The sequence below is a fragment of the Arthrobacter sp. STN4 genome, from assembly GCF_024539665.1.
GTDB lineage: Bacteria > Actinomycetota > Actinomycetes > Actinomycetales > Micrococcaceae > Specibacter.
Map to the genome: position 1 here is coordinate 288,189 of NZ_JAKZGX010000001.1, position 22,525 is coordinate 310,713.

The 22,525-nt window shown below is 68.1% G+C and carries 14 protein-coding genes; 6 read left to right on the top strand and 8 right to left on the bottom strand.

Translation table 11 applies throughout. The features are described from left to right. Positions 1–17: 17 nt before the first annotated feature. The 6 genes from MMF96_RS01450 to MMF96_RS01475 all read right to left on the bottom strand — a co-directional run bounded on the left by MMF96_RS01450 (position 18) and on the right by MMF96_RS01475 (position 9,604). Positions 18–1,181, bottom strand: coding sequence for a Wadjet anti-phage system protein JetD domain-containing protein (locus MMF96_RS01450; protein ID WP_256882291.1), 1,164 nt, complete (start codon positions 1,179–1,181; stop codon positions 18–20). Then, entirely contained in the window at positions 1,171–4,542 is a 3,372-nt protein-coding gene (locus tag MMF96_RS01455) for an ATP-binding protein (protein WP_256882292.1), read from the bottom strand. Before MMF96_RS01455 ends, MMF96_RS01450 begins: the two co-directional genes overlap by 11 nt. Next, positions 4,539–5,183 carry a DUF4194 domain-containing protein gene (locus MMF96_RS01460; protein ID WP_256127651.1) on the bottom strand — a complete coding sequence of 215 codons (645 nt, stop codon included), beginning with the start codon at positions 5,181–5,183 and terminating at the stop codon, positions 4,539–4,541. The genes MMF96_RS01455 and MMF96_RS01460 overlap by 4 nt, the downstream gene beginning before the upstream one ends. After that, on the bottom strand, positions 5,180–6,622 hold the full coding sequence (locus tag MMF96_RS01465) for a DUF3375 domain-containing protein (RefSeq protein WP_176615249.1): 1,443 nt from the start codon (positions 6,620–6,622) through the stop codon (positions 5,180–5,182). The genes MMF96_RS01460 and MMF96_RS01465 overlap by 4 nt, the downstream gene beginning before the upstream one ends. A 117-nt stretch (positions 6,623–6,739) precedes the next feature. After that, positions 6,740–8,110 carry an FAD-binding oxidoreductase gene (locus MMF96_RS01470; protein WP_256882293.1) on the bottom strand — a complete coding sequence of 457 codons (1,371 nt, stop codon included), beginning with the start codon at positions 8,108–8,110 and terminating at the stop codon, positions 6,740–6,742. Positions 8,111–8,191: 81 nt separating this feature from the next. Next, on the bottom strand, positions 8,192–9,604 hold the full coding sequence (locus MMF96_RS01475) for an APC family permease (RefSeq protein ID WP_256882294.1): 1,413 nt from the start codon (positions 9,602–9,604) through the stop codon (positions 8,192–8,194). 71 nt (positions 9,605–9,675) lie between these two features. Here MMF96_RS01475 and MMF96_RS01480 point away from each other — a divergent pair, with 71 nt between their 5' ends. The 3 genes from MMF96_RS01480 to MMF96_RS01490 all read left to right on the top strand — a co-directional run bounded on the left by MMF96_RS01480 (position 9,676) and on the right by MMF96_RS01490 (position 13,169). Further along, positions 9,676–10,128 carry an OsmC family protein gene (locus MMF96_RS01480; protein WP_256882295.1) on the top strand — a complete coding sequence of 151 codons (453 nt, stop codon included), beginning with the start codon at positions 9,676–9,678 and terminating at the stop codon, positions 10,126–10,128. Positions 10,129–10,371: 243 nt separating this feature from the next. Next, a complete protein-coding gene (locus MMF96_RS01485) occupies positions 10,372–11,631 on the top strand; it encodes an amidohydrolase (RefSeq protein WP_256882296.1) in 1,260 nt (419 codons plus the stop codon). A gap of 5 nt (positions 11,632–11,636) precedes the next feature. Further along, positions 11,637–13,169, top strand: a complete 1,533-nt coding sequence (locus MMF96_RS01490; RefSeq protein WP_256882297.1) for an MFS transporter — start codon at positions 11,637–11,639, stop codon at positions 13,167–13,169. A 74-nt stretch (positions 13,170–13,243) separates the two neighbouring features. Here the strand turns inward: MMF96_RS01490 and MMF96_RS01495 are convergent, their stop codons facing one another. Then, positions 13,244–15,154 carry an FUSC family protein gene (locus MMF96_RS01495; protein WP_256882298.1) on the bottom strand — a complete coding sequence of 637 codons (1,911 nt, stop codon included), beginning with the start codon at positions 15,152–15,154 and terminating at the stop codon, positions 13,244–13,246. Positions 15,155–15,538: 384 nt separating this feature from the next. After that, on the bottom strand, positions 15,539–17,005 hold the full coding sequence (locus tag MMF96_RS01500; protein WP_256882299.1) for an amino acid permease: 1,467 nt from the start codon (positions 17,003–17,005) through the stop codon (positions 15,539–15,541). 297 nt (positions 17,006–17,302) lie between these two features. Here MMF96_RS01500 and MMF96_RS01505 point away from each other — a divergent pair, with 297 nt between their 5' ends. From MMF96_RS01505 to MMF96_RS01515, 3 genes are all read left to right on the top strand, one after another. Continuing rightward, positions 17,303–19,372, top strand: a complete 2,070-nt coding sequence (locus MMF96_RS01505) for a PhoX family phosphatase (protein WP_256882300.1) — start codon at positions 17,303–17,305, stop codon at positions 19,370–19,372. A 174-nt stretch (positions 19,373–19,546) separates the two neighbouring features. Further along, entirely contained in the window at positions 19,547–21,241 is a 1,695-nt protein-coding gene (locus MMF96_RS01510) for a hypothetical protein (protein ID WP_176615240.1), read from the top strand. Positions 21,242–21,353: 112 nt separating this feature from the next. Further along, on the top strand, positions 21,354–22,514 hold the full coding sequence (locus tag MMF96_RS01515) for an ABC transporter substrate-binding protein (RefSeq protein WP_256882301.1): 1,161 nt from the start codon (positions 21,354–21,356) through the stop codon (positions 22,512–22,514). The last annotated feature ends 11 nt before the right edge of the window (positions 22,515–22,525 follow it).

The window sequence follows — 22,525 nt, forward strand, 5'->3', positions numbered from 1 at the left end:
CACCCCGGCCCAACGGCCTAGGGCAGGCGCTCCAGCACATGGTCCCAACGCAGCAGTTCCTGTTCCAGGCGCAACAGCGGCGCGAACGTGCCGGCCTGCAGGGCCGCGTACAGTGCAGACTCTTCAGCGGTCAGGCGCGTCAGGGCCGCATGTGTCGGCGTGTCCTCGCGGCCCCAAAAGGCGCGGTGGGCCATCAGCGTTTCCTCATCCATCAGGATGCTGCGCACGTGCGGGTGGCGGGCGCGCAACTGGTCCAGGATATGGAAGCCGTGGGTGTCGATGTCGCCCCAATAGAGCACCTCGGTGCCGCGCAGCCAGGCGGCGTCGCCCAGCCCTTCGAAGCCGTAGCCGCCGCCAAAGACAGCCAATGTCCGCGGCGCATCCGGCAGGGCCAGGAAGTTGACCAGGTTCTCGGTGGCGATGATCCGGTCCACGTCCAGGTCCAGCGCAGCGAAGCAGGCGGCCGTGACCTCGACGTCCGCCATGCCGGACACCGGCGCGTGGGCGGGATCCAGGAACCGCACACGGACCCGGTCCGGCGCTGCCAGGAAACCGTGCCGCCGGGCGTAATTCTTCCCGCCAAGGACCCGCCCCGGCTCCAGTGTGGACAGCAGCTCGTCGATGAGCCGGCGGTGCGTCTCCACGAACTTGGTGTGCACGCCCGGAAGCGACAACTGCCGCAGGTAGATCCCCGGTCTCGGGTTGGCGGCCAGCCAGAGGGCCACGCGCGCGGCAGTGAGCGCGTCATCGCCCTGCTTGAGCAGTTCCAGGGGCCGGCGCAGCGCCCATGCCGCCAGCCGGGCGTCGAGCTCCGCCAAACGGCGGGCAAGCTCCGCGTGGCGTGCCGCCTCGCGGCCCCGGCCCAGAAACTCGATCTCACCGGCCGCGCTGGCAAACACTGCGGCCGCCGGCAGCACGTTTGCCCCGATGGTGCTGGCACCGACGGAAACGTGCTCCAGCGTGCAGCCCCGGGGTGCCGGCTCCCACCCGGACGCCCAGGCTGCGGCCTCCGTGTAATGGGTGCGCAGCTGCGTGGCGTTCGGGTGCCTGATGGCCCGCCGCCGCGGGTGGAGGCCCGACGGCGCCGCCGCCTCACGGAGCAGCTCACCGCTGTTCCAGGACCGCAGCGCTGCCGCATGCAGTTCCGCCGGTGACGTCCAGGCCGGCGGCTTAGCTGCCACGCCTGTCCCGTTCGGCCCGGTATTCATGGATGGTCATGTTGCGCAGCTGGGAGTCATCGCCGGACTCGTTGGCCACGAAGCCCACATTGGCCACAAACGGTTCAATGACATGGATCTTTTGCAGCGGCGTGACAATCAGGAGCTGGAGCTTGAGCCGCTTGAACAGTTCCAGCCCGTACTTGGCGGACTCGTCGGAACCGCGGCCAAATGCCTCGTCGATCACCACAAAACGGAAGGAACGCTGGTTGGCCGGGCCGGCCGCGATGCCGAACTGGAACGCCAGGGCGGCGGCCAGGATGGTGTACGCCAGCTTTTCCTTCTGCCCGCCGGACTTGCCCCCGGAATCGGTGAAATGCTCGTGTTCCTCGCCCGTCTCCGTCCACTTTTCCGACGCCGAGAACGTGAACCAGTTGCGCACGTCGGTGACCTTGGCGGTCCAGCGTTCGTCGAGGTTCGTCAGGCCCGGCCGCCCGCGGAAGCGCTCCACGAGGGCCTCCACCTGCAGGAACTTTTGCTCCGAATACTGTTCCGCAGCGCCGATGGTGCCTTCCGAACACGCCCGCAGTTCGCTGCCGAACTCGCGCACCTCGGCGTCGGACGTGGCCTGCGGTTCCAGCTGGATGTGCCTTCCCGGGTTGTATTCAATCCGGGCCAGGGACTCGTTGATTTCGCCGATGCGCGAGACGATGTCCTGGCGCCGGGAATCCAGGAACGCGTTGAACGCCACAATCTCGTGGATCGTGTTTTGGGTCAGCGACTCCTTGAACTTTGCGGCGAAGCGCGGGAGATCGTTGTCGACCAGCTGCTGCAGGATGGTGTTGAACTCCCCGGCGGCTTCCAATGTCGCGTCCAGTTCGGTGCTCTCGGCGGGGTATTTGTTGCGGAAGTCGGTCATGAACCTGATGGTTGTCTCTGCCGCGCGGCCCGCCCGCAGTTGCAGGGCGTCGAGGGCGGCCTGCAGTTTCTCCCGGACCTTGCTTTCAATCTTGGCGGTGTTCTTGTACGTCAACTCCTCCGACTCGAGTGCCGCCCGGGCCAGTGTGCCCAACCCGGCCAGCAGGCCGGCGTCGTCCGTCAGGGGTGCCTGCGCCAGCAAGTCCCGGCAGTCCGCGATCTGTTCGGCCAGGGCCTTGCTCTCGGCCTCGTGGGAGCCGATGCGCCTCTCCAGGGCGCTGAGTTTGTCGTTGGCCTTGGCCAGGCGCGTGTTGGTGGCGGTTTCGCGTTCGGTGAGCTCGCGCAGGATGTCGCTGGAGGATTCCAGCGCGGTCTTTTCCTGGGCCAGGTCCGCCATGGTCCGTGCCGTGGCGTGCCAGTCGAGGCTGGCAAAACTGGCGACGGCGGTCACGGTGCCGATGAGCCGCTGCTGGCGTCCCAGGTTGCCCAGTTGGGAGTCGATGCGGCCCAGCCCGTCCGTGGCGGTGCGCAGACGGCCCTCGGCCTCCTCGAGGGCCGAACGGAGGCGGGCAATTTTGTCGTGGTTGTCCCAGCCCAGGACGTAGCTGGAGCGGTCGGTGAGCTCCTTGCGGTCGTCCTTTTCGTGGCGGCCGCCGCCCTTGAGCTGGCCGTTGATGGTCAGGGCCTTTGGGTAGCGGCGGAAGTCTGCCATGGTTTCGCAGCACTGGTGGTCAAAGCGGCGGCCCAGTTCGTCGAGCAGGAACTCCCGGAAGGAGGTGCCGGGCTTGATGCCGATCTTTCCGGCCAGCGTGTCCGCGGCGGCGTGGCGGGGCGTGGGGTTCGCGCCCACCTTCAGGTAGACCAGCCGGGCCCGCAGGTTGTGGCTGTCCACCCAGTCACTCACGGCCGGGTAGTGTACGTCGGTGACCAGCAGGGACAGCGCGAAGCCGTGCAGGGTGCGCTCCGCTGCGCCTTCCCAGGCCGCCTCGGATTCGCGCACGCGCAGCAGTTCGCCGGCAAACGGCAGCTCGGATTCGGCAATGCCCGTGCCGGCGCACAGTTTTTGGCGCAGTGCGACCAGCCAGCCGGGCAGCAGGTTTTGCCTGTTCAGCAGGCTTTTCAGTTCGGATTTGTGGTCCCCCGCCTGCTCCGAGGCCTCGGAGCGGAGCCGGTCCAGTGCGGTGCGCTGCCCCTGCAGCTGAGTGTTGGCCTCTCCCAGATGCTTTTCCACCCCGGGCAGGGCCGCCGCGTTCGCATCAAAGACCACCTGGTCTTCCGGCTCAAACAGCCCCAGGACCGTCGCCGCCTCGGAGTAGGACTTGTAGCGTTCGCGCTGGGCACCGGACTCGATGGCCAGCCGGGCAAGTTCGCCGTCGATGGCGGCGATCCGGCCGCCGCCGCTGTTGCGGATGTCGTCGCGAAGATCCGCCAGCTCCCGGGTGAGCCCGCCCACCTCTGCGGTCAGCGCGTTTTGTTCCGCCGCCACCCTGACGGCGGCCCGTTCCAGCTCCTGCAGGTGCGCCTCGCTGAGCTCCAGCTTTTTGGTGGTGAACCAGGGCGAAAGCTGCTCCCGCTGCACGTGGGCGTGCTTGTAGTCCGCGGTCAGGGCCTGGTGCCGGGCGGCGTTGTCGCGGACGGGCTCCAGCATTCGGATCTGGTCCTTGGCCCGCAGCACGGCGTCGTGGGCCTTCTTCAGGTCGTCAAAGTGGTGCAGCAGGTTCTTGATGCGGGTGTCAACATCGTCCTCTTCGAGCATGTTGGTGCGCACAAAGTGGGTGATGTTTTCCACCTGCTTCATGGACACCGTGCGGTGGAACAGGTCCATGGCCTGGGCCGAGCCGATGCCGAAGTGGCGCTTGAACGCCGCGGCATACTTTTCGAAGACATCGAAGACCGCCACGCCGTCGTTGCGCAGCCGCCGCTTGAGCTTGGCCATGTCGGTGCCAAAGTCGGAGAAGCCGCTCTTGATGGACTGTTCGCCCTCGGCGATGGAATAGAAGCGCGTGGGCTGGCCGGCTTCCTGCGTGGCCCACAGTGTGATGGCCAGCGTGACGGTTTTCTCGAGTGCCGCGTTGTGGAACACGCCCAGCACCACGGAGAAGCTGCCCGGGCCGCGGAGGGCAACCGGGCGGGAGGTGTCGCCAATGCCGCTGCGGGCGCTTTTGTGGAAGCCGCGCACATAGGACATGAGGCTGCGTTCCTTCTTTTGCGCCCCGGCGGCCTTGTTGTATTCAATCTTGTTGGCCGGGAGCAACAGCGTGGTGATGGCGTCCACAACGGTGGACTTGCCCGAGCCGATGTCGCCGGTGAGCAGGCTGTTCTCTCCGTCGAGCCGGAAGGTGCGCACGCTCTTGTTAAAGGTGCCCCAGTTCAGCAGCTCCAAACGGTGCAGCCGGAAGCCCGGGCGGGTTCCGGCGTCGTCCTCGGTCAGGTCGTCGAGGCTGAAAAGCCCTGCTTGGGTGCTCATGCGGTGGCCCTTTCAGGCTGGGCCCCGGTCAGGGCGGAACGGTAATCGGCAAGGCGGGCGTCGAATTCTTCCAGCCACTGGGCGTCCACAAAGGCCTTGAGGATGCGCGCCACCTCGTAGGTGGCATCCTGCCCGCGGAGTTTGCGCAGGAAGCCCAGCTCGGTGACTTTTTTGATGTTGCCGGCCAGCTGGTCCTGGATGCGGGCCTCGTTGCTGGATTCGGGCAGGAAGACGGAGACCATGTCCCCGATCTGTTCGGCCGTCATGATGAGCCGCGTTTCGCTGTTTTGCGCGTCAAATTCGGCCAGCCGGGCACGCAGCAGGGCCAGCAGCAGGCTGACGTTGAAGGTCAGCTGGCGGCGGGGGATGAGGCGGGGCAGCTCGGGGTCGGCGTCGGGGCTGGAGCGCAGGAAGGCGTAGCCCTCGGTGTCGTCGAGGACCAGTTCCAGGCCCAGCACGGCCACGTAGTCCCGGGCCTGGGCGGAGAGTTCCATGAGCCGCTGCCACAGTTTTTCGTCGGCGTCGCGGTAGACCACGCCCTTGAACAGCCGGGTGACGGCCAGGGGCAGGCCGTCAGGCGTCGTGCCGGTGTCCGGTGCGTCTGCGGAATCCATGCCGGCGTCGGCGGGAACTGTGGTCATGATGGCCTCACAAAGATGATTTGGTCGACGGTGGCCTCGCGCAGGCTGCCGTCCGGCAGGGTCCAGGACAAGGTTTGGGAGCGGTCGGAGTCGATGGTGGCCCACGTGGATTCGGTGGCCAGTTGGAAGTAGCTGACCAGTTCGGCCAGGCCCTGGCTGAGGGGGAAGGCATCAGTGACGTCCGCCAGCGTGGCCTGTTCTGCGCCGGCCAGCACCTGGTCGATGTTGGACTCCAGGCGGTGCGGGTCCACATGGAATTGGGTGAAGAGCGCGTTGGCGTCCACGTCCAGGTCCTCGGCAACGTCGACGCCGTCCCGGATGGCCACCTGCCGGCTCGGTTCGTAGAGGGGACGCTCGAAGGGGAGCACGACGGGGACGTCGTGGCCGGACAGCTCCGCAAAGGGCCCCGAAGGCGGATTGGCCCGGACCGTGACGGCGTTGGACTCGATGTTGCGGATCAAGGCCATGATGCGCTTGTTTTCCAGGAAGACCTTGTCATCCAGCAGGCGGCGGATTTGGGCGGAAAGCTGGCGGACGGTGGCCTGGGTTTGTTCGACGGCGGGCAGCCAGTCGTTCTGCATGGACACGATCGAGTGCAGGCCGTCCTGTTGGGCGAGGGCCTTGATGCCGGTGGCCCGTTCCAGGAGTTCGTGGAGTTCGGTGCGCAGGCCCGGGGACATCAGGTAGTCCCAGAATCCCTGGAAGGTGCGGCCCTGCAGGGAACCGCTGATGTCCTGCTGCGAGGAAAAGATGGACTCCAGAAGATCGCCCTGGCTGCCTTCCCACAGGGAAATTTGCTCGCGCAGGCTCCGGTCCAGTTTGCGGAAGTTCGCCTCCACTTCACGGAAATCGGCCAGGAGGTCCTTGGCCTGGGTGGTGAGCTGGTGGAAGTGGTCCACCGCCTCGGGACCGCTCATGACGGGGATCTCGCCGGAACGGATCCGCTCCATCTGGGCGTCGATGTCATCGCGCTGGCGCTGGAGTTCCGCCAGCCGCGCGGCGGGGTCCGTTTCGGAACCGTGGACCAGGGCCTTGAGCAGGTTGAAGATGCTGGAGAGGCGCGACTGTGTCGGCACAAAATCCCGTCCCCGCAACGCTTCAACCCACCGGATCACATCCTCGGTGGCGGGCGTGAGGTCATAGACGGGCTCGTCGCGGTTGTCCGTGTAGAACTTGCGCAGCCAGGCCTTTTCCGGTTCCGCCCAGTCGTCGAGGTACTCGGCGGCGGAACGTGGGAAGCGGTCCGCTCCCAGCGGGTCCCGCAGGCTGAACAGGACGTCGTCCAGGACGTCGACCAGATCCTGCCGGCCCAGGTTGCGCTGGTTGGGGCCGGTGAAGGCGGCCATGAAGAACGTGAGCGCCAGGGGGGCGTTTTGGGCGCGCAGCAGCGACCATCCCGCGTGCGTCTCACGCAGGGAGTTGATCGAAAAATAGTCCATGGCACCGCTCCATAGTCCTTGCAGCCTTCCATGATCAATCGTAGGTGCAGGGGCTGACAAACCTTCAACGGCGTACGACGGCGGACACCCCGCCAGGGTGCCTGGAAGCCCGGACCCCTATATGCCCTTGCCGGGGTTCAGGATGCCCAGCGGGTCAAAGGCGGCCTTGATCTTGTGCTGCAGTTCCAGGGAGAGGCTGCCGACTTCCTCCTCCAGCCAGTCCTGTTTGAGCAGGCCGATGCCGTGTTCGCCGGTCAGGGTGCCGCCGAGCCGCCTGGCCAGGTGGAACATCTCGCCCAGGGCGGCCTTGGCCGGGCCCTCGGTGATGGATTCGTCGGGGCCCACCACCACCATGGGGTGCAGGTTGCCGTCCGCGGCGTGGGCAATCACGAAGATCTTCACTCCGGTCCGCTCCGCGATGCCGGCCAGTCCCGCAACCGCCTCGGCCAGGCGTTTGCGGGGGACTCCGATGTCCCCGATCGAGACCCGGCCCAGCTGCTGCAGGGCGGGGATGGCGTTGCGCCGGGCGGCGACCAGATCGGCGGCCCGGACGTCGTCGTCGGTCTGTTCCACGGACGTCGCGAACGGGGTGACCGCCTCGACCAGCACCTGCTGTTCGAGCAGGGCGCCGTGGCCGTCGACCTGGGCGAGCAAAAAGGCGTTGCCCCGGCTGCTGTGGTCAGTGCCCATCATCGCATCGACGGCGGCGAGGGTGCCGCCGTCGATGAACTCCAGGATGGCCGGCTGGATCCGGGCCGCGATGATGGCGGAGGCGGCCCGGGCGGCGGCCTGGGCGTCCGCGAAGTAAGCCGCCACGGTGGCGGTGTGCAGCGGCTTGGCGAGCAGCCGCAGGGTGGCCTCAACCACCACGCCGAGGGTCCCCTCCGAGCCGATGAGCAGAGCGTTCAGGTCGTAGCCGCTAACCCCCTTGATGGTGTTCCGGCCGGTTTTCAGGATCCGCCCGTCCGCCAGCACCACCTGCAGTGAGAGCACGGACTCGCGGGTCACCCCGTACTTGGCGCACCACATCCCGCCGGCGTTCGTGGCCACGTTGCCGCCGATGGAGCAGATGGCCGTGCTGGCCGGGTCGGGGGCATAGAAAAGCCCGAACCGGGCCGTGGCGGCGTTCACCTCGGCATTGAGCACGCCCGGCTGGACCACGGCCTGCTGCTCTTCCGGGTCAATCGAGAGGATCCGGTTCATCCGGCTGACATCGAGCACAACGCTCCCCGCCGTGGCCGAGGACCCGCCGGCCAGGCCGGTGCCTGCCCCGCGCGGCACAATGGGCACGCGGAAGCGGGTGGCCAGCCGCAGTGCCTCGACGACGTCGTCCACCGTTTCCGCGTAGACGACGCCGTCAGGAACGCTGCCGGGCACGTAACCGGACCGGTCCGTGCTGGCACGGGCCCGTGCATCCGGGTCGGTCGAGGCGTTTCGGCACGCGGACAGCAGGGCCTGGGCGCCGCCGCCACTTGGGAGGGTAGCCATGGAAACCACCTTTGCCCATGCGGGCGCGGACCGCAAGGCTTCCGGCCGGCCGTGCCCGCCCGGGCCGTCCGGCACAGCCTGTCAGGAGGGGACGTCCGCCCCGGGTGGTGCCTGCCCGGACTCCGCCTGCCCGGACGCTGCGCGCCCGGAGGCCGCCCGCCGCCGGTACATGATGGCTGCCACCACCAGCCCCAGCACAAACCAGCCCAGGCCCACCTCCAGGGCCAGGGGGGTGGCGGAGGCCAGGACCAGGACCAGCAGGACCGCCCCGACGGCGGGGACGGCGCCGTGGAGGAACCAGTTCCCGGGGGCCAGTTTCTTGACGAGGAAGTAGCCGATCACCGACACATGGAGCAGGATGAACGCCGTCAGGGCCCCGACGTTCACAGCCGAGCTGAGGATGTCCAGGCCGTCGCCGCGGGTGGCCGCCCACAGGGCCACCACAATGTTCCCGGCGGCGGTGACCAGGATGCTGCGCACGGGCACCCCTGTGCGCACGGATACTTTCGCCAGCGCGCGCGGAACACGGCGTTCACGGGCCATGTCCATGATGATGCGGCTGCCGGCCCCCTGGCCCACCATGGCGGCGAAGGCGGCGCCGGCGGCCTTGGACAGGGCCAGCAGCCAATGCAGCCAGGGGCCGATGCTGTTCCCGACGGCGGTGTAGTAGGCGGCACCCTCGAGCCCCGGATGGGCGGCCAGCTGCGCAGGCGTGGTGGGGGAGAGCAGCGCGCCGACGTAGCTTTGTGCGACGAACAGGACGCCGGCGATGACCAGGCACAGCATGGTGGCCCTGCCCACCAGCCGGACACTGCCCTTGGCCTCCTCGGCGAAGGTGGCCAGCGCATCGAAGCCCAGGAAGGAAAGGACGGCAACGGACACGGCAGCCATCACGGCGGTGACCGAGAAGCCGCCCACCCCGGTGAACGGGCTCAGCCAGGGGCGCGTGGGCCCGTGCACCGACAGGACCCAGGTGCCGCAGGCCAGCACCACCAGAAGCACCGCCACCTCCAGGAGCACGACGGCGGTGACCACCTTGGATGCGACGGTCACCCCGGCCAGGTTGAGCGCCGTGGTGGCGACAACCGCCACGGCCACAAAAGCCCAGATGGGCACGGCCGGAAACAGTGAGTTCAGGGCGATCCCGGTAAACATGTAGGCCACGGAGGGGATGAGCAGGTAGTCGAGCAGGATCATCCAGCCGGAGACGTATCCGGCCCGCGGGCCGATGCCCGTCCCCGCGTAGGCAAAGACCGAACCGGCCCGCGGCACTTCCCGCGACATGCGCATGTAGCTGGCGGCCGTGAAGGCCATGACGAGGGTGGCGACCACATAGACGGTGGCCACCGCTCCCGAGGACTTCGCATCCAGGGTGCCGAAGATCCCCACCGCAGCGGCGGGCCCGATGAAAACGAGCCCGAAAAAGATGAGCTGCCCCAGCGAGATGCTGCGCCGCAACGATCCGCCGGTCGGGGCGGAAGCCTTAACGTCCATGGAAAACATTCTGCCGCATGCCCGGCCCGTTGCCGGTACGGCCGCCCCGCCGCTGGTGGCATGATGGGCACATGAGTGAAAAAGACGACCCCACCCTCCGATCCGTCGAGCTGGTCCGTACCAACACCGCGCGCTATGTGGCGCGCAACGCCGCGGGCGCGGAAATTGAGTTTGGGCACGGCGAAGGGCTGCTCAGCCCCGTCGAACTGCTGCTGGCCGCCATCGCGGGCTGCTCGTCGATCGACGTCGACACGGTGACGGCACGCAGCGCCGAGCCCACGGCGTTCCGGGTCGGGGCGAGCGGCCACAAGGTGGTCGAGGACGGTGCCAACCGTGTCGACGGGCTGCACCTGTCCTTCAATGTGGCCTTTCCCGACACCGAGGAAGGGCGAAAGGCCGCAGGCATGGTGGACCGGCTCGTTGAGCTCTCGCATGACAAATACTGCACGGTGTCACGGACGGTGGAACACGGCACGGCCGTCTCGCACGAGGTCAACGTCACGGTCGGGGAAGCGGAGGGCTGAGCGCCGCCCGTCGCCGGCGCGGCGGCCGCGACACCCTTCGCAGGCGGTTCCCTGTACCACCGGAACCGCCAATTCGGCCGGGCCGCGCCGGTCCCGCCCCACGCTGGACACGGTCCACGGCACGCAATAACGTAGCAATCGGGGACAGGTTCCGCCGTTTTGAGCTCGCACTATGGGGTGAACGCCCAAGAAACGTCGTCGCCGGAGTGCCGCAAGGTGCCGGCCAAGCAGTGAGGTGGAAGCATGCCGGACGTCAATGAAGTACTCGCAGCGCTGGAGAAGGAACTCCCCTGGCTCCGGGACATGTACAAGGATTTCCACCGCCAGCCCGAACTGAGCCTGCAGGAATTTGCCACGGCCAAGGTCATTGAGGAAAAGCTCACCGGCTGGGGGTACGCGGTCCAGCGCATCGGGGGCACCGGCGTCGTCGGCGTCATGGAGAACGGACCGGGCACGTCCGTGCTGGCCCGCGCCGACATCGACGCCCTGCCCGTCACGGAGGCCACCGGCCTGGACTACGCCTCCACGGCCATTGCCACCGACAGCGACGGCACCTCCGTGGGCGTCATGCACGCCTGCGGCCACGACATGCACATCACCGCCCTCCTGGGCGCCGCCAAGCTGCTCGCGGACCGGCGCGACGCCTGGTCCGGGACGTACATTGCACTGTTCCAGCCGGCCGAGGAAGTCGCCGCCGGCGCCCGTGCCATGATCGACGACGGACTGGTCGCCAAGGTGCCCCGGCCCGACGTCGCGCTGGCCCAGCACGTGATGGCGACCGAGGCCGGGACCATCGGCACCACGGCCGGGCCCATCCTTTCCGCCGGGGACTCGGTCAAGATCACCGTCCACGGCCGCGGCGCGCACGGCTCCATGCCGCACAACTCCGTGGACCCCGTGGTGCTCGCCGCCTCGATCGTGCTGAAGCTGCAGACCATCGTTTCGCGCGAGACCATGCCCGGCCAGTTTGCCGTGGTCACGGTGGGCGCCTCCAACGCCGGGACCAAGTCCAACATCATCGCCGACCGCGCCGTGCTGCTGCTGAACATCCGCACCTACGACACCGCGCTGCGCGGCCGCATCATCGCCTCGATCGAGCGGATTGTGCGCGGCGAATGCGCTGCGTCCGGTTCGCCGAAGGAACCCGAGTTTGAGTACTACGACCAGTACCCGCTGACCACCAACGACGCCGGCGCGAACGCCAAGGTGACGGACGCCTTCAACGCCAGTTTCAAGGAAGGCACGGTCTACCACACGGCCCCGGCGACGGCGTCGGAGGACTTCAGCCGGCTGCCGGACGCCTTCGGGGTGCCCTATGTGTACTGGACTGTGGGGTCCGTGCCCTCGGACACCTACCGTGCGGCCGTGGCAAAAGGGACGGTGGCGCAGGACATCCCGGCAAACCACTCACCGTACTTTGCCCCCGCCATCGACCCCACGATCGGGGCGGCCACCAAGGCCCAGGCCGTGGCGGCGCTTGCCTTCCTCGCCAAGGGGGAGTGAATGCCATGACCGCTGCATCGCCGTCGGCCGCCGTCCACACGGACTGGAAACCCACCGACAAGTGGCTGTTGGGCATTGTCCTGGCCGTCATCAACTTCTGGCTGTTCGCCCAGACGCTGCTTAACGTCATCCCGGGGATCCAGGGCGGGCTGGGCATTGAGCGGACTGTGGGCAACCTGGCCGTGTCCATCACGTCCTTGTTCTCCGGCATCTTCATCGTCGTCGCCGGTGGGCTGGCCGACCGCATCGGCCGGGTGAAGATCATGAATGCCGGCATCGTGCTGAGCATCATCGGCTCGCTCATGATCGCCCTCACACCCGCCAATGCCGGGGTACTCACCTCCGGCCTGCTGCTGGGCGGCCGCATTGTCCAGGGCCTGTCCGCCGCGTGCATCATGCCCTCCACCATGGCGCTGGTCAAGAGTTACTACCAGGGCAAGGACCTGCAGCGGGCGCTGTCCTTCTGGTCCATCGGGTCCTGGGGCGGATCCGGCTTCTGCTCGCTCTTCGGCGGGCTCATGGCGTCGTCCTTCCTCGGCTGGCGCGCCATCTTCTGGATCTCGATTGTGCTATCCATCGTGGCCCTGCTGCTGGTCCGCGGCACGCCGGAGTCCCGGGCCGCCGTGCAGCCGGGGGCGCCGGCCCGGCGTTTCGACTGGGGTGGGCTGGTGTGCTTCGTCATCATGCTGGTGGCCATCAACATCTACATCTCCCAGGGCCCCAACATCGGCTGGCTCAGCTGGGTCGGGATCACCCTGGTGGCCGTCTTCGTGGTGTTCGCCCTGGCATTCCTGCAGATCGAGATGAGCCGGTCCACGGCGTTTGTGGACCTGAAACTGTTCAAGAACGGCACCTTCACCGGCGCCACCTTGTCCAACTTCCTGCTCAACGGCGCGGCGGGCACGCTCATCGTTTCCCTGGGCCTGGTCCAGGTGGCGGCCGGCATGTCCTCGCTGCAGTCCGGGCTGCTGACCCTGGGGTACCTGATCGCCATCCTGGCCACCATCCGGGTCGGGGAGAAGCTGTTGCAGCGCTTTGGCCCCAAGAAGCCCATGCTGTGGGGCAGCATCATCACCGGCGTGGGGATCCTGATGTGCTCCATGACATTCCTGCTGATCGGGCAGTACATTGTGCTGACCATCATCGGGTTCACCCTGTTCGGGATCGGGCTGGGGTTTTATGCCACGCCGTCCACGGACGCCGCGCTTTCCAATGTCCCGGACGCGCAGGTGGGGGCGGCGTCCGGCATCTACAAGATGGCCTCCTCGCTGGGCAGTGCCATCGGCGTGGCCATCTCCGCGGCCCTGTACGTGGCCGCCCAGGCCGTGGACCCCAAGCTGATCGAGTCCTGGGGGCTGTTCATTGGACGCCAGGACAACGTGGCACTGCGCTTCGGCGGCGCGGTGGGCCTGCTGTTCAACGTGTTCATGGTGGTGGTGGCCATTGCCTCCATCATTGTCGCCGTCCCGTCCAAGCGGCCCGGGCATGAGGAGCAGGCCCGTCCCGGCGAGGTGGCCCCGGCGGCCTTCGGCAACTGACAGGCGGAACCTCGACGGCGGCCCGGCGGGCCCGGCCGCCGGTCCGGCTGGGCGCTCTGGCCGTGCCTGTCCTGTCAGCCCGCGGCTTGGCCGGATGCCGCGGCACCTTCAGCGGGGGACAGCGGCAGGGACTCGGCCAGGGCGGTTGTTTCCTTACGCAGGAACCGCGGCAGCTCGCGCAGCGGGCCGGGTGCCTTGCCGGTGTGGATGGCCGTTGCCAGCGTGGTGAACGCCCCGCGGATGGTTTCGGCGCCGCCGGTGCCCGGCCCGAGCTCGGCGGAAAGTTCGGCGGCAAGCTCCCCGGCGGCGCCGCCGTCGTGCTGTTCGAGCATCCAGCAGGCTGCCAGGAGGGAATAGGCCAGGCCCTGCGCGGCGGACACGGCGGCCCAGCAGCGTTCGGCCGCACGGCGCTGGACCGCGGATCCGCCCACGGCCGTGGCATAGCTCTCGTCCATGGCAAAGACTGCGGCCTGCAGCTTGCGGCGGGCATGGTGTGCGGGCCGGCTCGCGGCCTGGTCGGCGGCCAGGAAGTCGACCACCGGTCCGGCGGCAGCCAATATGGCGGCCATGGCCGCCGGGATCCGGGTCAGCGTGGCGCGCGGGGTCAGGGCGACGAACACCAGCAAGGCGATGACGCAGCCGATGGTCGTGTCCACGCCGCGGGCCAGCAGCAGCCCCGGAATGTCAGCGACCTGCCGCCCGCCGGAGGCGATGGTGATGGCGGCGGTGGTGATGAACACGGCTGCCAGCGCGTAATTGCGCATCACGGTTGACTCGATGGTGAACTGTACGGCCATGACCACCAGGGCCAGCCAGGGGCCCTGGGGGCGCACCAGCAGCACCAGGCCGGCCAGCAGGAGCCCGGCCCAGGTGCCCAGGAGCCGTTCGGCGCCGCGCTGGAGGGTGCGCGTCCAGTCCATGCCGGCGTGCAGGATCAACACGGAGGCGGCCACGGCCCAGTAGGCGCGTTCAAGGTCCAGCAGTCCGGCCGCGACACCCGCCACCAGCGCGGCCACGCCCACGCGCAGGACCACCAGCTGCGAAACGGATCCGCGCCGCAGGCCGTCGCGCAGGGCCTCCCAGGGGCCGGGGGCGCCCAGGGCGATCGAACCGCCGTGCCAGTGTGCGGTGGGGGCCTTGGCGGCGGCGAAGCCCAGGCGCACCGCCTGGTCGGCCACCTCCGGCCCTGGCGCTTCCCCGCCCGCAGTGTCCCGCACGGTCTTGGCGAACAGCCGGTGGAGCTGCTGGTTGATCCGTTGCAGCCGGTTCAGGGTGGCCCCCTGCCACATGTGTGTTGGCTGGTAGGTCACCAGCGCAGCCCAGGCCGCGCTCAACGCCAGGGCGGCACGGTGCCGGGCGCCGCGCTGGCGTGGCGTGCCCGCAGCCCGCGCGTAGGCGGCGACGGCCCGGCCGGCGGCGGCAACGGCGCGTTTTTCAGGTCCGCGCGGCAGGAACAGCGCCGGCACCATGTGCACCACCCAGGCGAAGGCGCCCCCGGAGAGGACCAACAGGCCGGCCTGCCACGGGGCCATCCCGGCGGCGGGCAGCGCGGTCCCGGCAGCGCATGTCAGGGTGAACATGTAGGCCCCGGGGCCGCCCACACGCAGGGCGCTGCAGATGTAGGTGGACACCATGGCGATCACCACCACGGTCGGGATCACGAGCCACGGAATGGTTTCCACCGTCAGGCCCAATGCCACGGCAGCCGCGAAGGACAGTGCCACCAGCGCCAGGTACCGGGCTCGGTTCAAGTAGGGCCGGCCGCTGCCGTAGAGGGAGGTGAATGCCCCGAGGCTGGCCATCAGGCCGAAGGCCGTCAGCCCGGTCAGCCAGCCGGCCACCAGGGGCGCCCCGGCGCAGATCGCCGCCCGCACCGCCACCGACCAGCGGCTCGGGGCCTCCTTGATGCTGAACAGCGCGCGCAGGCCGTGCGGGGGAGGGGGAGGCGCCGGGTTCGCGTCGGCCACGCCGGAGGGCTGGTTCATGAATCCCATCATGCCACCGGGGCCTCCCCGTTCCGTCCCAGCGCTCGAGACATTGGCCCGGCGGGTGCATGATGGAGGTAGGCGGGCATCAGCGGGACAATCCAGGGAACCGTCCGCCAGCCGGCTGGATGGCCGGCGTGGACTAAGGATTTGATGGGTCATGGACACATTGACACTCGGATACATAGGCCTTGGCATGATTGTCGTCACGGTAATCATGAGCATCATCGCCATTTACGGGGGGCACCACAAGCACGTCCACTGACCGTGGCGGCGTTGCCCGGCTGCCTGCAACACCTGGTGCCCGTGGCGCCCGACCCGTCCTGCTGCCCTGACCAGGCAGGCAGGCAGGCAGGCTGTCCTGGCTTTGGCGCGTTCCGCCGGTTACTTGGCCGCAGCCTCCCCACTCGGGACGGCGTCAAGTTCGGCGTGCCGCGGGCTGCCCGGGTTCATCAGCGAGTGCTTGCGGCTGTAGGTGAAGTAGATGACCAGGCCCACCGCCAGCCACACCACAAAGCGCAGCTTGGTTTCCCAGGACAGCTGCCAGATCAGGAACAGCGAGAACAACACGCCCACCGCCGGGACCACGGGCATGAACGGCAGCCGGAAGGTGCGGGGCGCGTCCGGCTTGGTGTAGCGGAACACGATCACCGAAATGCAAACCACCACAAATGCGGCCAGGATGCCGATGTTGGTCAGGTCGGCCACCAGGCGGATGGGGAAGATGCCGGCCAGGAAGGCCGAACCCAGCCCGGCAATCCACGTCACGCGCTTGGGCGTGCCGCGGTTGTCCACCTTGGAGAACCACTTGGGCAGCAGGCCGTCGCGGCTCATGGAGAACCAGACGCGGCTGACCCCGAGCAGGAACGTCAGCATCACGGTCAGGATGGACAGCACGGCAAACACGGAGATGATGCTGGCAATCACGGGCAGCCCCACGCCGGTGAAGGCGGAGGCAAACCCGGCCGTGGGGTCGATGTCCTTGTAGTTCTGCATGCCGGTCAGCACCAGGGTGGCGGCAACGTAGAGCAGCATGGCAATCACCAGGGACAGGATGATGGCCTTGGGCATGTGCTTTTTGCCGTCCACGGCCTCCTCTGCAGCCGTGCTCATGGCGTCGTAGCCGAACACGGCGAAGAACACCGTGGCCGCGCCGGTGACCACGGGCCCGAAGCCGCTGGGCATGAACGGGTTGTAGTTGTGGGCGTTGACGTAGAACATGCCCAGGCCGACGATGAACAGGATCAGCACAATCTTGATGGCCACGGCCGCCAGCTCGAAGCGCCCCAGTGCCTTCGTGCCACGGCTGAGGATCCAGGTGACCAGCAGGCAGACCAGGATGGCCGGCAGGTTGATCATGCCGCCGTCCTCCGCAGTGGCGGAAATGAGATGCGGCAGGTGCATGCCGAAGCCGCCGAGGAAGGCATTGATGTAGCCGGAGATGCCAATGGCGACGACGGCAACGATGGCAATGTACTCCAGCAGCAGGTCCCAGCCGATGAACCAGCCGGTCAACTCCCCGAGTGCCACGTAACCGTAGGTGTAGGCAGACCCGGCCCGCGGGATCATGCCGGCGAATTCCGCGTAGGACAGGGCTGCGGCGGCGGAGGCCAGGCCGGCAATGAGGAAGGAGATCAGCACGGCCGGCCCCACGCCGGGGTTGTTCGGGTCGCCGTGGGCCACCAGCCCTGCGAGTGAGAAGATGCCGACGCCGATGATGCCGCCGACGCCGATCGCCGTCAGCTGCCACAGCCCCAGGGACTTGAGCAATCCACTCTTGGCACTTTCGGTTTCCATCTGGGCAATGGGTTTGCGCCGCCATACTGACTGCGGGTTTGCGGGTGTGGCCATGCGTGGGTCTCCTTAGTGGACGGCGGCATCGGGCTGGTGGAATGTGGCCCCGGCCATGCCGTCACGTGATGTAAACAACTGCCACCCCATTTTGCCGTCCGTGATCGATTATGAAAAGTGACTTCTCTTAAGCAGTATTCGTAAGCTGTGCTAACCCATTGTTCCAGCCCGGCGCCGGGCGTTCCCCATGCAGGCTTCGCGGCCCGTTAATGTTCCGTTCAGCGTGGGGGCACCGGCACTTACCTTCGCCTTGGCACCGTTGCAGGCACCGCACCCGCATCCGGAAGAAGGCACGCCATGAATGACCTGAAGAAGCTCCTGCCCATGCTCGGCCACACCCGTGGCAAGCGCAGCGCCGTCACCTGCAACCTGAAATGCGACAACGCCTGCGCCAAGGCCGTCTGCAACACCTCCGCCAACAGCCACTTCCGCGACATCGCCTCGGCCGAGTTCTCCCGACGTTCCGCGCTGGGACTGGGCCTGGCGGGGGCACTAAGTGCCGCCGTCGTGCTCCAGGGCCCACCCGCAGCGCGGGGCCGGCAGGGCACGTACGACGCCGGCACCCACCAGGGCGGCAAGCTCGCCTTTGCGCCGATCAAGCCGGTCGACGCGGCCGTGGACGCCTTCAACGTCCCGGACGGCTACAGCTGGGCGCCGGTCATCCGCTGGGGCGACCCGCTGTTTTCCGGCGCGCCGGACTTTGACTTCGCCGGGCAGGTGCCGGAGTCACAGGCCGGCCAGTTCGGCTACAACAACGACTACACCGAGATCCTGCGCCGGCCCAACGGCAAAAAGGGCCTGCTGGTCTGCAACCACGAATACGTGAACCCGCAGATCATGTTCCCGGCCGCCCCCGCCTCCGCGGCGGAGGAAGCGCAGCGCCGCGCGATCTTCCGCAACGCCGTGGGCATGAGTGTGGTGGAACTCGAACGCGCCCACAGGGGCCAACCCTGGACGTACGTCCGCGGCGGCCGGCCCAACCGCCGCATCACCGCCGAAACCACCTTTGAACTGACCGGCCCGCTCGCCGGCTCCGGCCTCGTCAAGACCGCGGCCGACCCCGCCGGCCGGTTTGTGCGCGGCACGCTCGGCAACTGCTCCGGCGGCACCACCCCGTGGGGCACCATCCTTTCCGGCGAGGAGAACTTCAACGGCTTCTTCCGTGCCGGCGGCACCTCCGCGCAGGACCGCCGCTATGGCCTGGCCGACAAGGCCACGGCCATGGGCTGGGAGCTGGACGACCCCCGCTTTGACGCCCGCGGTGAAGACTTCCGCAACGAGCCCAACCGCTTCGGCTACATCGTGGAAATCGATCCGGAAGACCCCAACTCGGTCCCCCAAAAGCACACCAGCCTGGGCCGCTTCAAGCACGAGGGTGCCAACGTCATCGTCGCCGGGAACGGCAAGGTGGTGGCGTACTCGGGCGACGACGAACGCTTCGACTACCTGTACAAGTTCGTCTCGAAGAACAAGTACAAGAAGAACAACAAGGCCCACAACATGACCCTGCTGGCCGAGGGCGACCTCTACGTGGCACAGTTCGCCGGCAATTCAGCCGGTGAAATCGACGGCTCCGGCACGGTCCCCGCCGACAGCGCCTTCGACGGCTCCGGCACGTGGCTGCCGCTGGTGGTCAACGGCAGGAGCGCCGTCGCGGGCATGGGGGTCGAGGAGGTCCTCGCGTACACCCGCCTGGCCGCCGACCTTGCCGGCGCCACCAAGATGGACCGCTGCGAGGACGTCCAGCCGAACCTGCGCACCGGAAAGGTGTACGTCGCCTGCACCAACAACAGCAAGCGCGGGCTTCCCGGCCAGGCCGCGGCGGACGAGGCCAACCCGCGCACCGGAAACCGTGACGGCCACATCGTCGAAATCACCGAGAACCGCGGCGACACCACCGCCACCACGTTCAACTGGACGCTGCTGATGCTCTGCGGCGACCCGGCCACCAACACCGGGACCTATTTCAGCGGCTTCCCGGCCGCCCGGGTCAGCCCCATCTCCTGCCCGGACAACCTGGCCTTCGACACCCAGGGGAACCTGTGGATCTCCACCGACGGGGCGCCGTCGGCCATCGGCTACAACGACGGCCTGTTCAAGGTGGGCCTGGAGGGCCGGAACCGCGGCAACGTGCAGCAATTTGCCTCCATGCCGCGCAACGCCGAAACCTGCGGGCCCGTCATCCACGACGACGAATCCATGGCCTTCGTGGCCGTCCAGCACCCGGGCGAGGAGGGGACGTACACGGCGCAGGCCTCCCTCTTCCCCGACTACGTCCCGGCCGGTGCGACGCCGGCCCCGGGCCAGGTGCGCGCCCCGCGCCCGTCGGTGGTCCAGATCTTCCCCATGGGTGCCGCGGGCAGCTGACACAGCCGCCAAAGTGCCGTTGGCTGACGCGTTGGGGGCGGCCGCCAACGGCTTCTTTTTTGGCTGATTTTCACAGACAGGTTGACGCGGGCGGTTGCCGGTACGGTAAGTTACTCGTCAGTAGCTTTAAGTGTTATGCACATCACACAACCGTCCATCCGTGAGGAACCGCCCATGTCTTCAAGCACTCCCGGCGCCCTGGTGCCAAAATCCGTCAAGCACCACTACTTCGCCCACGTTGTCCTGATCCTCGTGGTGCTGGCGCTCATCGTCTTCTTTGCGCTGGTCACCACGAAGATCGCCAACGGGGCCTCGCAGCTGCAGGACGGCACCAAGCTCACCTCCGCCGGGGCCGCCAAGCTGTCCGCGGGGGCAACCGAGCTTCACGACGGCGTCAAGGACAAGCTGGCGCCCGGCATGAAGGCCGCCAACGCGGGTGCGCAGGCGCTGGCCCAGGGCGCGGCCAAGACCTCCACGGACGTGCACGGCAAACTTGCCCCGGGCGTCTTCGCCGTGTCGGACGGCGCCAACCAGGTGGCGAATGGCGGGGCAGCCCTGAATGCGGGCGCCGCCCAGCTCGCAGGCGGCATTGAGTCGCAGCTGGCCCCCGGCGCCACGGCCCTGGACAACGGCGCGTCCGCGCTGGCCGACGGTGCCGGCCAGGTCAACGCCGGAGCCCACCAATTGGATGCAGGCCTGGCCACGGCGGCGGCCGGAGCGGCGAAGCTCGGTGCCGGCGCAACGGCAGCCAATGCCGGCGCGCACCAGGTTGCTGCCGGCGCACAGGGCCTGGCGGCAGGGGCCGCACAGCTTTCGGCGGCGCTCACGCCGTCGTCCTCGGGGACGGATCCGCAGAACCTGGCGGACGGGGCCAACCAGCTGGCCGCAGGGACCACGAAGGTGGCCGACGGCGCCGGCAAGGTCAACGACGGCACCCACCAGCTGCTGGCCTACGCCAAGGCCAACCCGCTGGTTCCCGTCGGCCTGATGCTGGCCCAGCTCCAGCAGCTCGCGGATGGCAGCCAGCAGTTGTCGGACGGGACCCGGCAGCTGAACGCCGGAGGGCATGCCCTCGCCGCCGGCTTTGGCGTGCTGGACCAGAAGCTGAACAGCACGGACCCCGCCAACCCCGGCGTGGTCCTCGGCACGCAGCAACTGGCGGCCGGATCCGGGCAGCTGGCCGCCGGCACCCAGCAGATTGCCGACGGCCTGAACGGCAACCCGAACGATCCTTCCAGGCCAAGCCTGGTGGGCGGCACCCGGCAGCTTGCCGCCGGTGCCACGAAGCTGGCCGCCGGCACGCAGCAGCTCGCCGACGGCTCCACCGCACTCCACGACGGAACGCAAAAACTGGCCGCAGGCATTTTCGGGGCCGCGGGCGATCCGGCCAATCCCGGCCTGCTGAACGGCGCCAAGGCCCTGGCTGCCGGCACCGCGGCACTGTCCACCGGATCGCAAAAGCTCTCCGACGGCACCTCAAAGCTGGTGACGGGCATGAACGGCGTCCCCGGCGACCCCGAACACCCCGGCCTGCTTTATGCCACGAAACACCTGCAGGACGGCTCTGCGAAGCTCTCCGACGGCACCGGGCAGCTTGAGCAGGGCGTGGCCGGAACGCCCGGCCAGCCCGGCTCCGGACTGCTTGCCGGCAGCAAGGCGCTGTCCGACGGCGCGGCCCAGCTGGCCAGCGGCAACGGCAAGGTGGCCAACGGAACCGCGGACCTCTACTCGGGGGTCTCCGCCGTCACGCCGGCCGGGGCCGTCTCGTCTCCCGCGACGGCGCCCGCCCTGGCCCTTCTGGGGGCCCTGGTGGTCGGGTTCTTCGTGGTGCTGCTGCTCCTGCGCCGCAGCGGGCGGCGCCGGGCCTAGGCCAGGCGCCGGCCGCTTTGTACCAATACGACCAAAAGATTGATGTGCCCGGCAGCTCCCCGGAACATGAACAAGAGAACAATCCGTGTTCCACATCACAAGGGAGTGAACCATGTTTGGCACATCATCTTTTTCTTCCGCTTCACTGAGCCGGCGCGGCGTCATGGGCCTGGGCGCCCTGGGTGCGGCCACCCTGGCGGCAACGCTGGCGGGCTGCGGCGGCAGCGGAGGGGACAAGCCGGCGGCGGCCGGTTCCGGGACGCCCAGCTACTACCCGGCCGACTACTCCAAGCTCATTGACGCGTCAAAGGCCGAGGGCGGCGCGCTCACCATCTACTCCAACACCGACCAGGAAAACTGGGCGCCGATCCTGCGCGACTTCAGCGCCCGGTACCCCTGGACCAAGGTGTCCGCGGCCAACCTGGACAGCGACGAGGTGTTCCAGCGCCAGCTCAGCGAGTCGGCCACCGGCAAGGCCCCGGCGGACATGCTGGTCTCCAACGCGGTGCAGGCCTGGGCGGACTACGCATCCAAGCCGGGCACCCTCCTGGCCTACGATTCACCGGAAACGAAGCAGCTGCCGGAGTTCGCCCAGCTCATGCCCAACGTCTGGGCCATGTCCCTGGACCCCGTGGGCATCGCCTACAACTCCGCGCTCATGAAGGAAGCCCCGACGGGCATCGCCGACCTGGCCGCGATGGCCGGCGCGGACTCCGGAAAATACAAGAACAAAATCACCACCCGCGACGTCAAGGGGGCCTGGGGCTTCACCGTCTCCCACGCCTTCACCGAGGGAAACCCCGCTGCGTGGCCCGGCCTTGACAAGGTCTTGCCGCTGGCCCGCCCGGAAACCTCCTCCGGCACGCAGAAGGAAAAGATCCTGTCCGGGGAGTACCTGGCCGGGTTCTTCATCAGCTCCGCCGTGGGCTACCCGGCCGAGAAGGCCAGCGGCGGCCTCATCAAGTTTGTCCTGCCCAAGGACGGCACCGTGGTCCTGGGCCGCGGCATCGGCATCACCCCCAAGGCGCCGCACCCGGCCACGGCAAAGCTGTTCCTTGACTTCGTGCTCTCCGAGACCGGCCAGAACGCCGTCGCCGAGGGCGGACTGAGCTCCTACCGGGAAAACGTGAAGCTCACCGAAGGCCTCCACACCTACCAGGAGGTGGAGAAGCTGGCCGGCAAGGACGGGATCATCCGCGTGCCCTACAAGGTGGTCCCGGATGCCGACGTCACGGCCTTTGTGTCCAAGTGGAATGCCCGGCTCGGCGCATAGCATCCGTTCCC

Coding starts and splice junctions, on each gene's coding strand:
- MMF96_RS01455 (WP_256882292.1), bottom strand. CDS start 4,542: ATGAGCACCCAAGCAGGGCTTTTCAGCCTCGACGACCTGACCGAGGAC.
- MMF96_RS01460 (WP_256127651.1), bottom strand. CDS start 5,183: ATGACCACAGTTCCCGCCGACGCCGGCATGGATTCCGCAGACGCACCG.
- MMF96_RS01465 (WP_176615249.1), bottom strand. CDS start 6,622: ATGGACTATTTTTCGATCAACTCCCTGCGTGAGACGCACGCGGGATGG.
- MMF96_RS01470 (WP_256882293.1), bottom strand. CDS start 8,110: ATGGCTACCCTCCCAAGTGGCGGCGGCGCCCAGGCCCTGCTGTCCGCG.
- MMF96_RS01475 (WP_256882294.1), bottom strand. CDS start 9,604: ATGGACGTTAAGGCTTCCGCCCCGACCGGCGGATCGTTGCGGCGCAGC.
- MMF96_RS01480 (WP_256882295.1), top strand. CDS start 9,676: ATGAGTGAAAAAGACGACCCCACCCTCCGATCCGTCGAGCTGGTCCGT.
- MMF96_RS01485 (WP_256882296.1), top strand. CDS start 10,372: ATGCCGGACGTCAATGAAGTACTCGCAGCGCTGGAGAAGGAACTCCCC.
- MMF96_RS01490 (WP_256882297.1), top strand. CDS start 11,637: ATGACCGCTGCATCGCCGTCGGCCGCCGTCCACACGGACTGGAAACCC.
- MMF96_RS01495 (WP_256882298.1), bottom strand. CDS start 15,154: ATGAACCAGCCCTCCGGCGTGGCCGACGCGAACCCGGCGCCTCCCCCT.
- MMF96_RS01500 (WP_256882299.1), bottom strand. CDS start 17,005: ATGGCCACACCCGCAAACCCGCAGTCAGTATGGCGGCGCAAACCCATT.
- MMF96_RS01505 (WP_256882300.1), top strand. CDS start 17,303: ATGAATGACCTGAAGAAGCTCCTGCCCATGCTCGGCCACACCCGTGGC.
- MMF96_RS01510 (WP_176615240.1), top strand. CDS start 19,547: ATGTCTTCAAGCACTCCCGGCGCCCTGGTGCCAAAATCCGTCAAGCAC.
- MMF96_RS01515 (WP_256882301.1), top strand. CDS start 21,354: ATGTTTGGCACATCATCTTTTTCTTCCGCTTCACTGAGCCGGCGCGGC.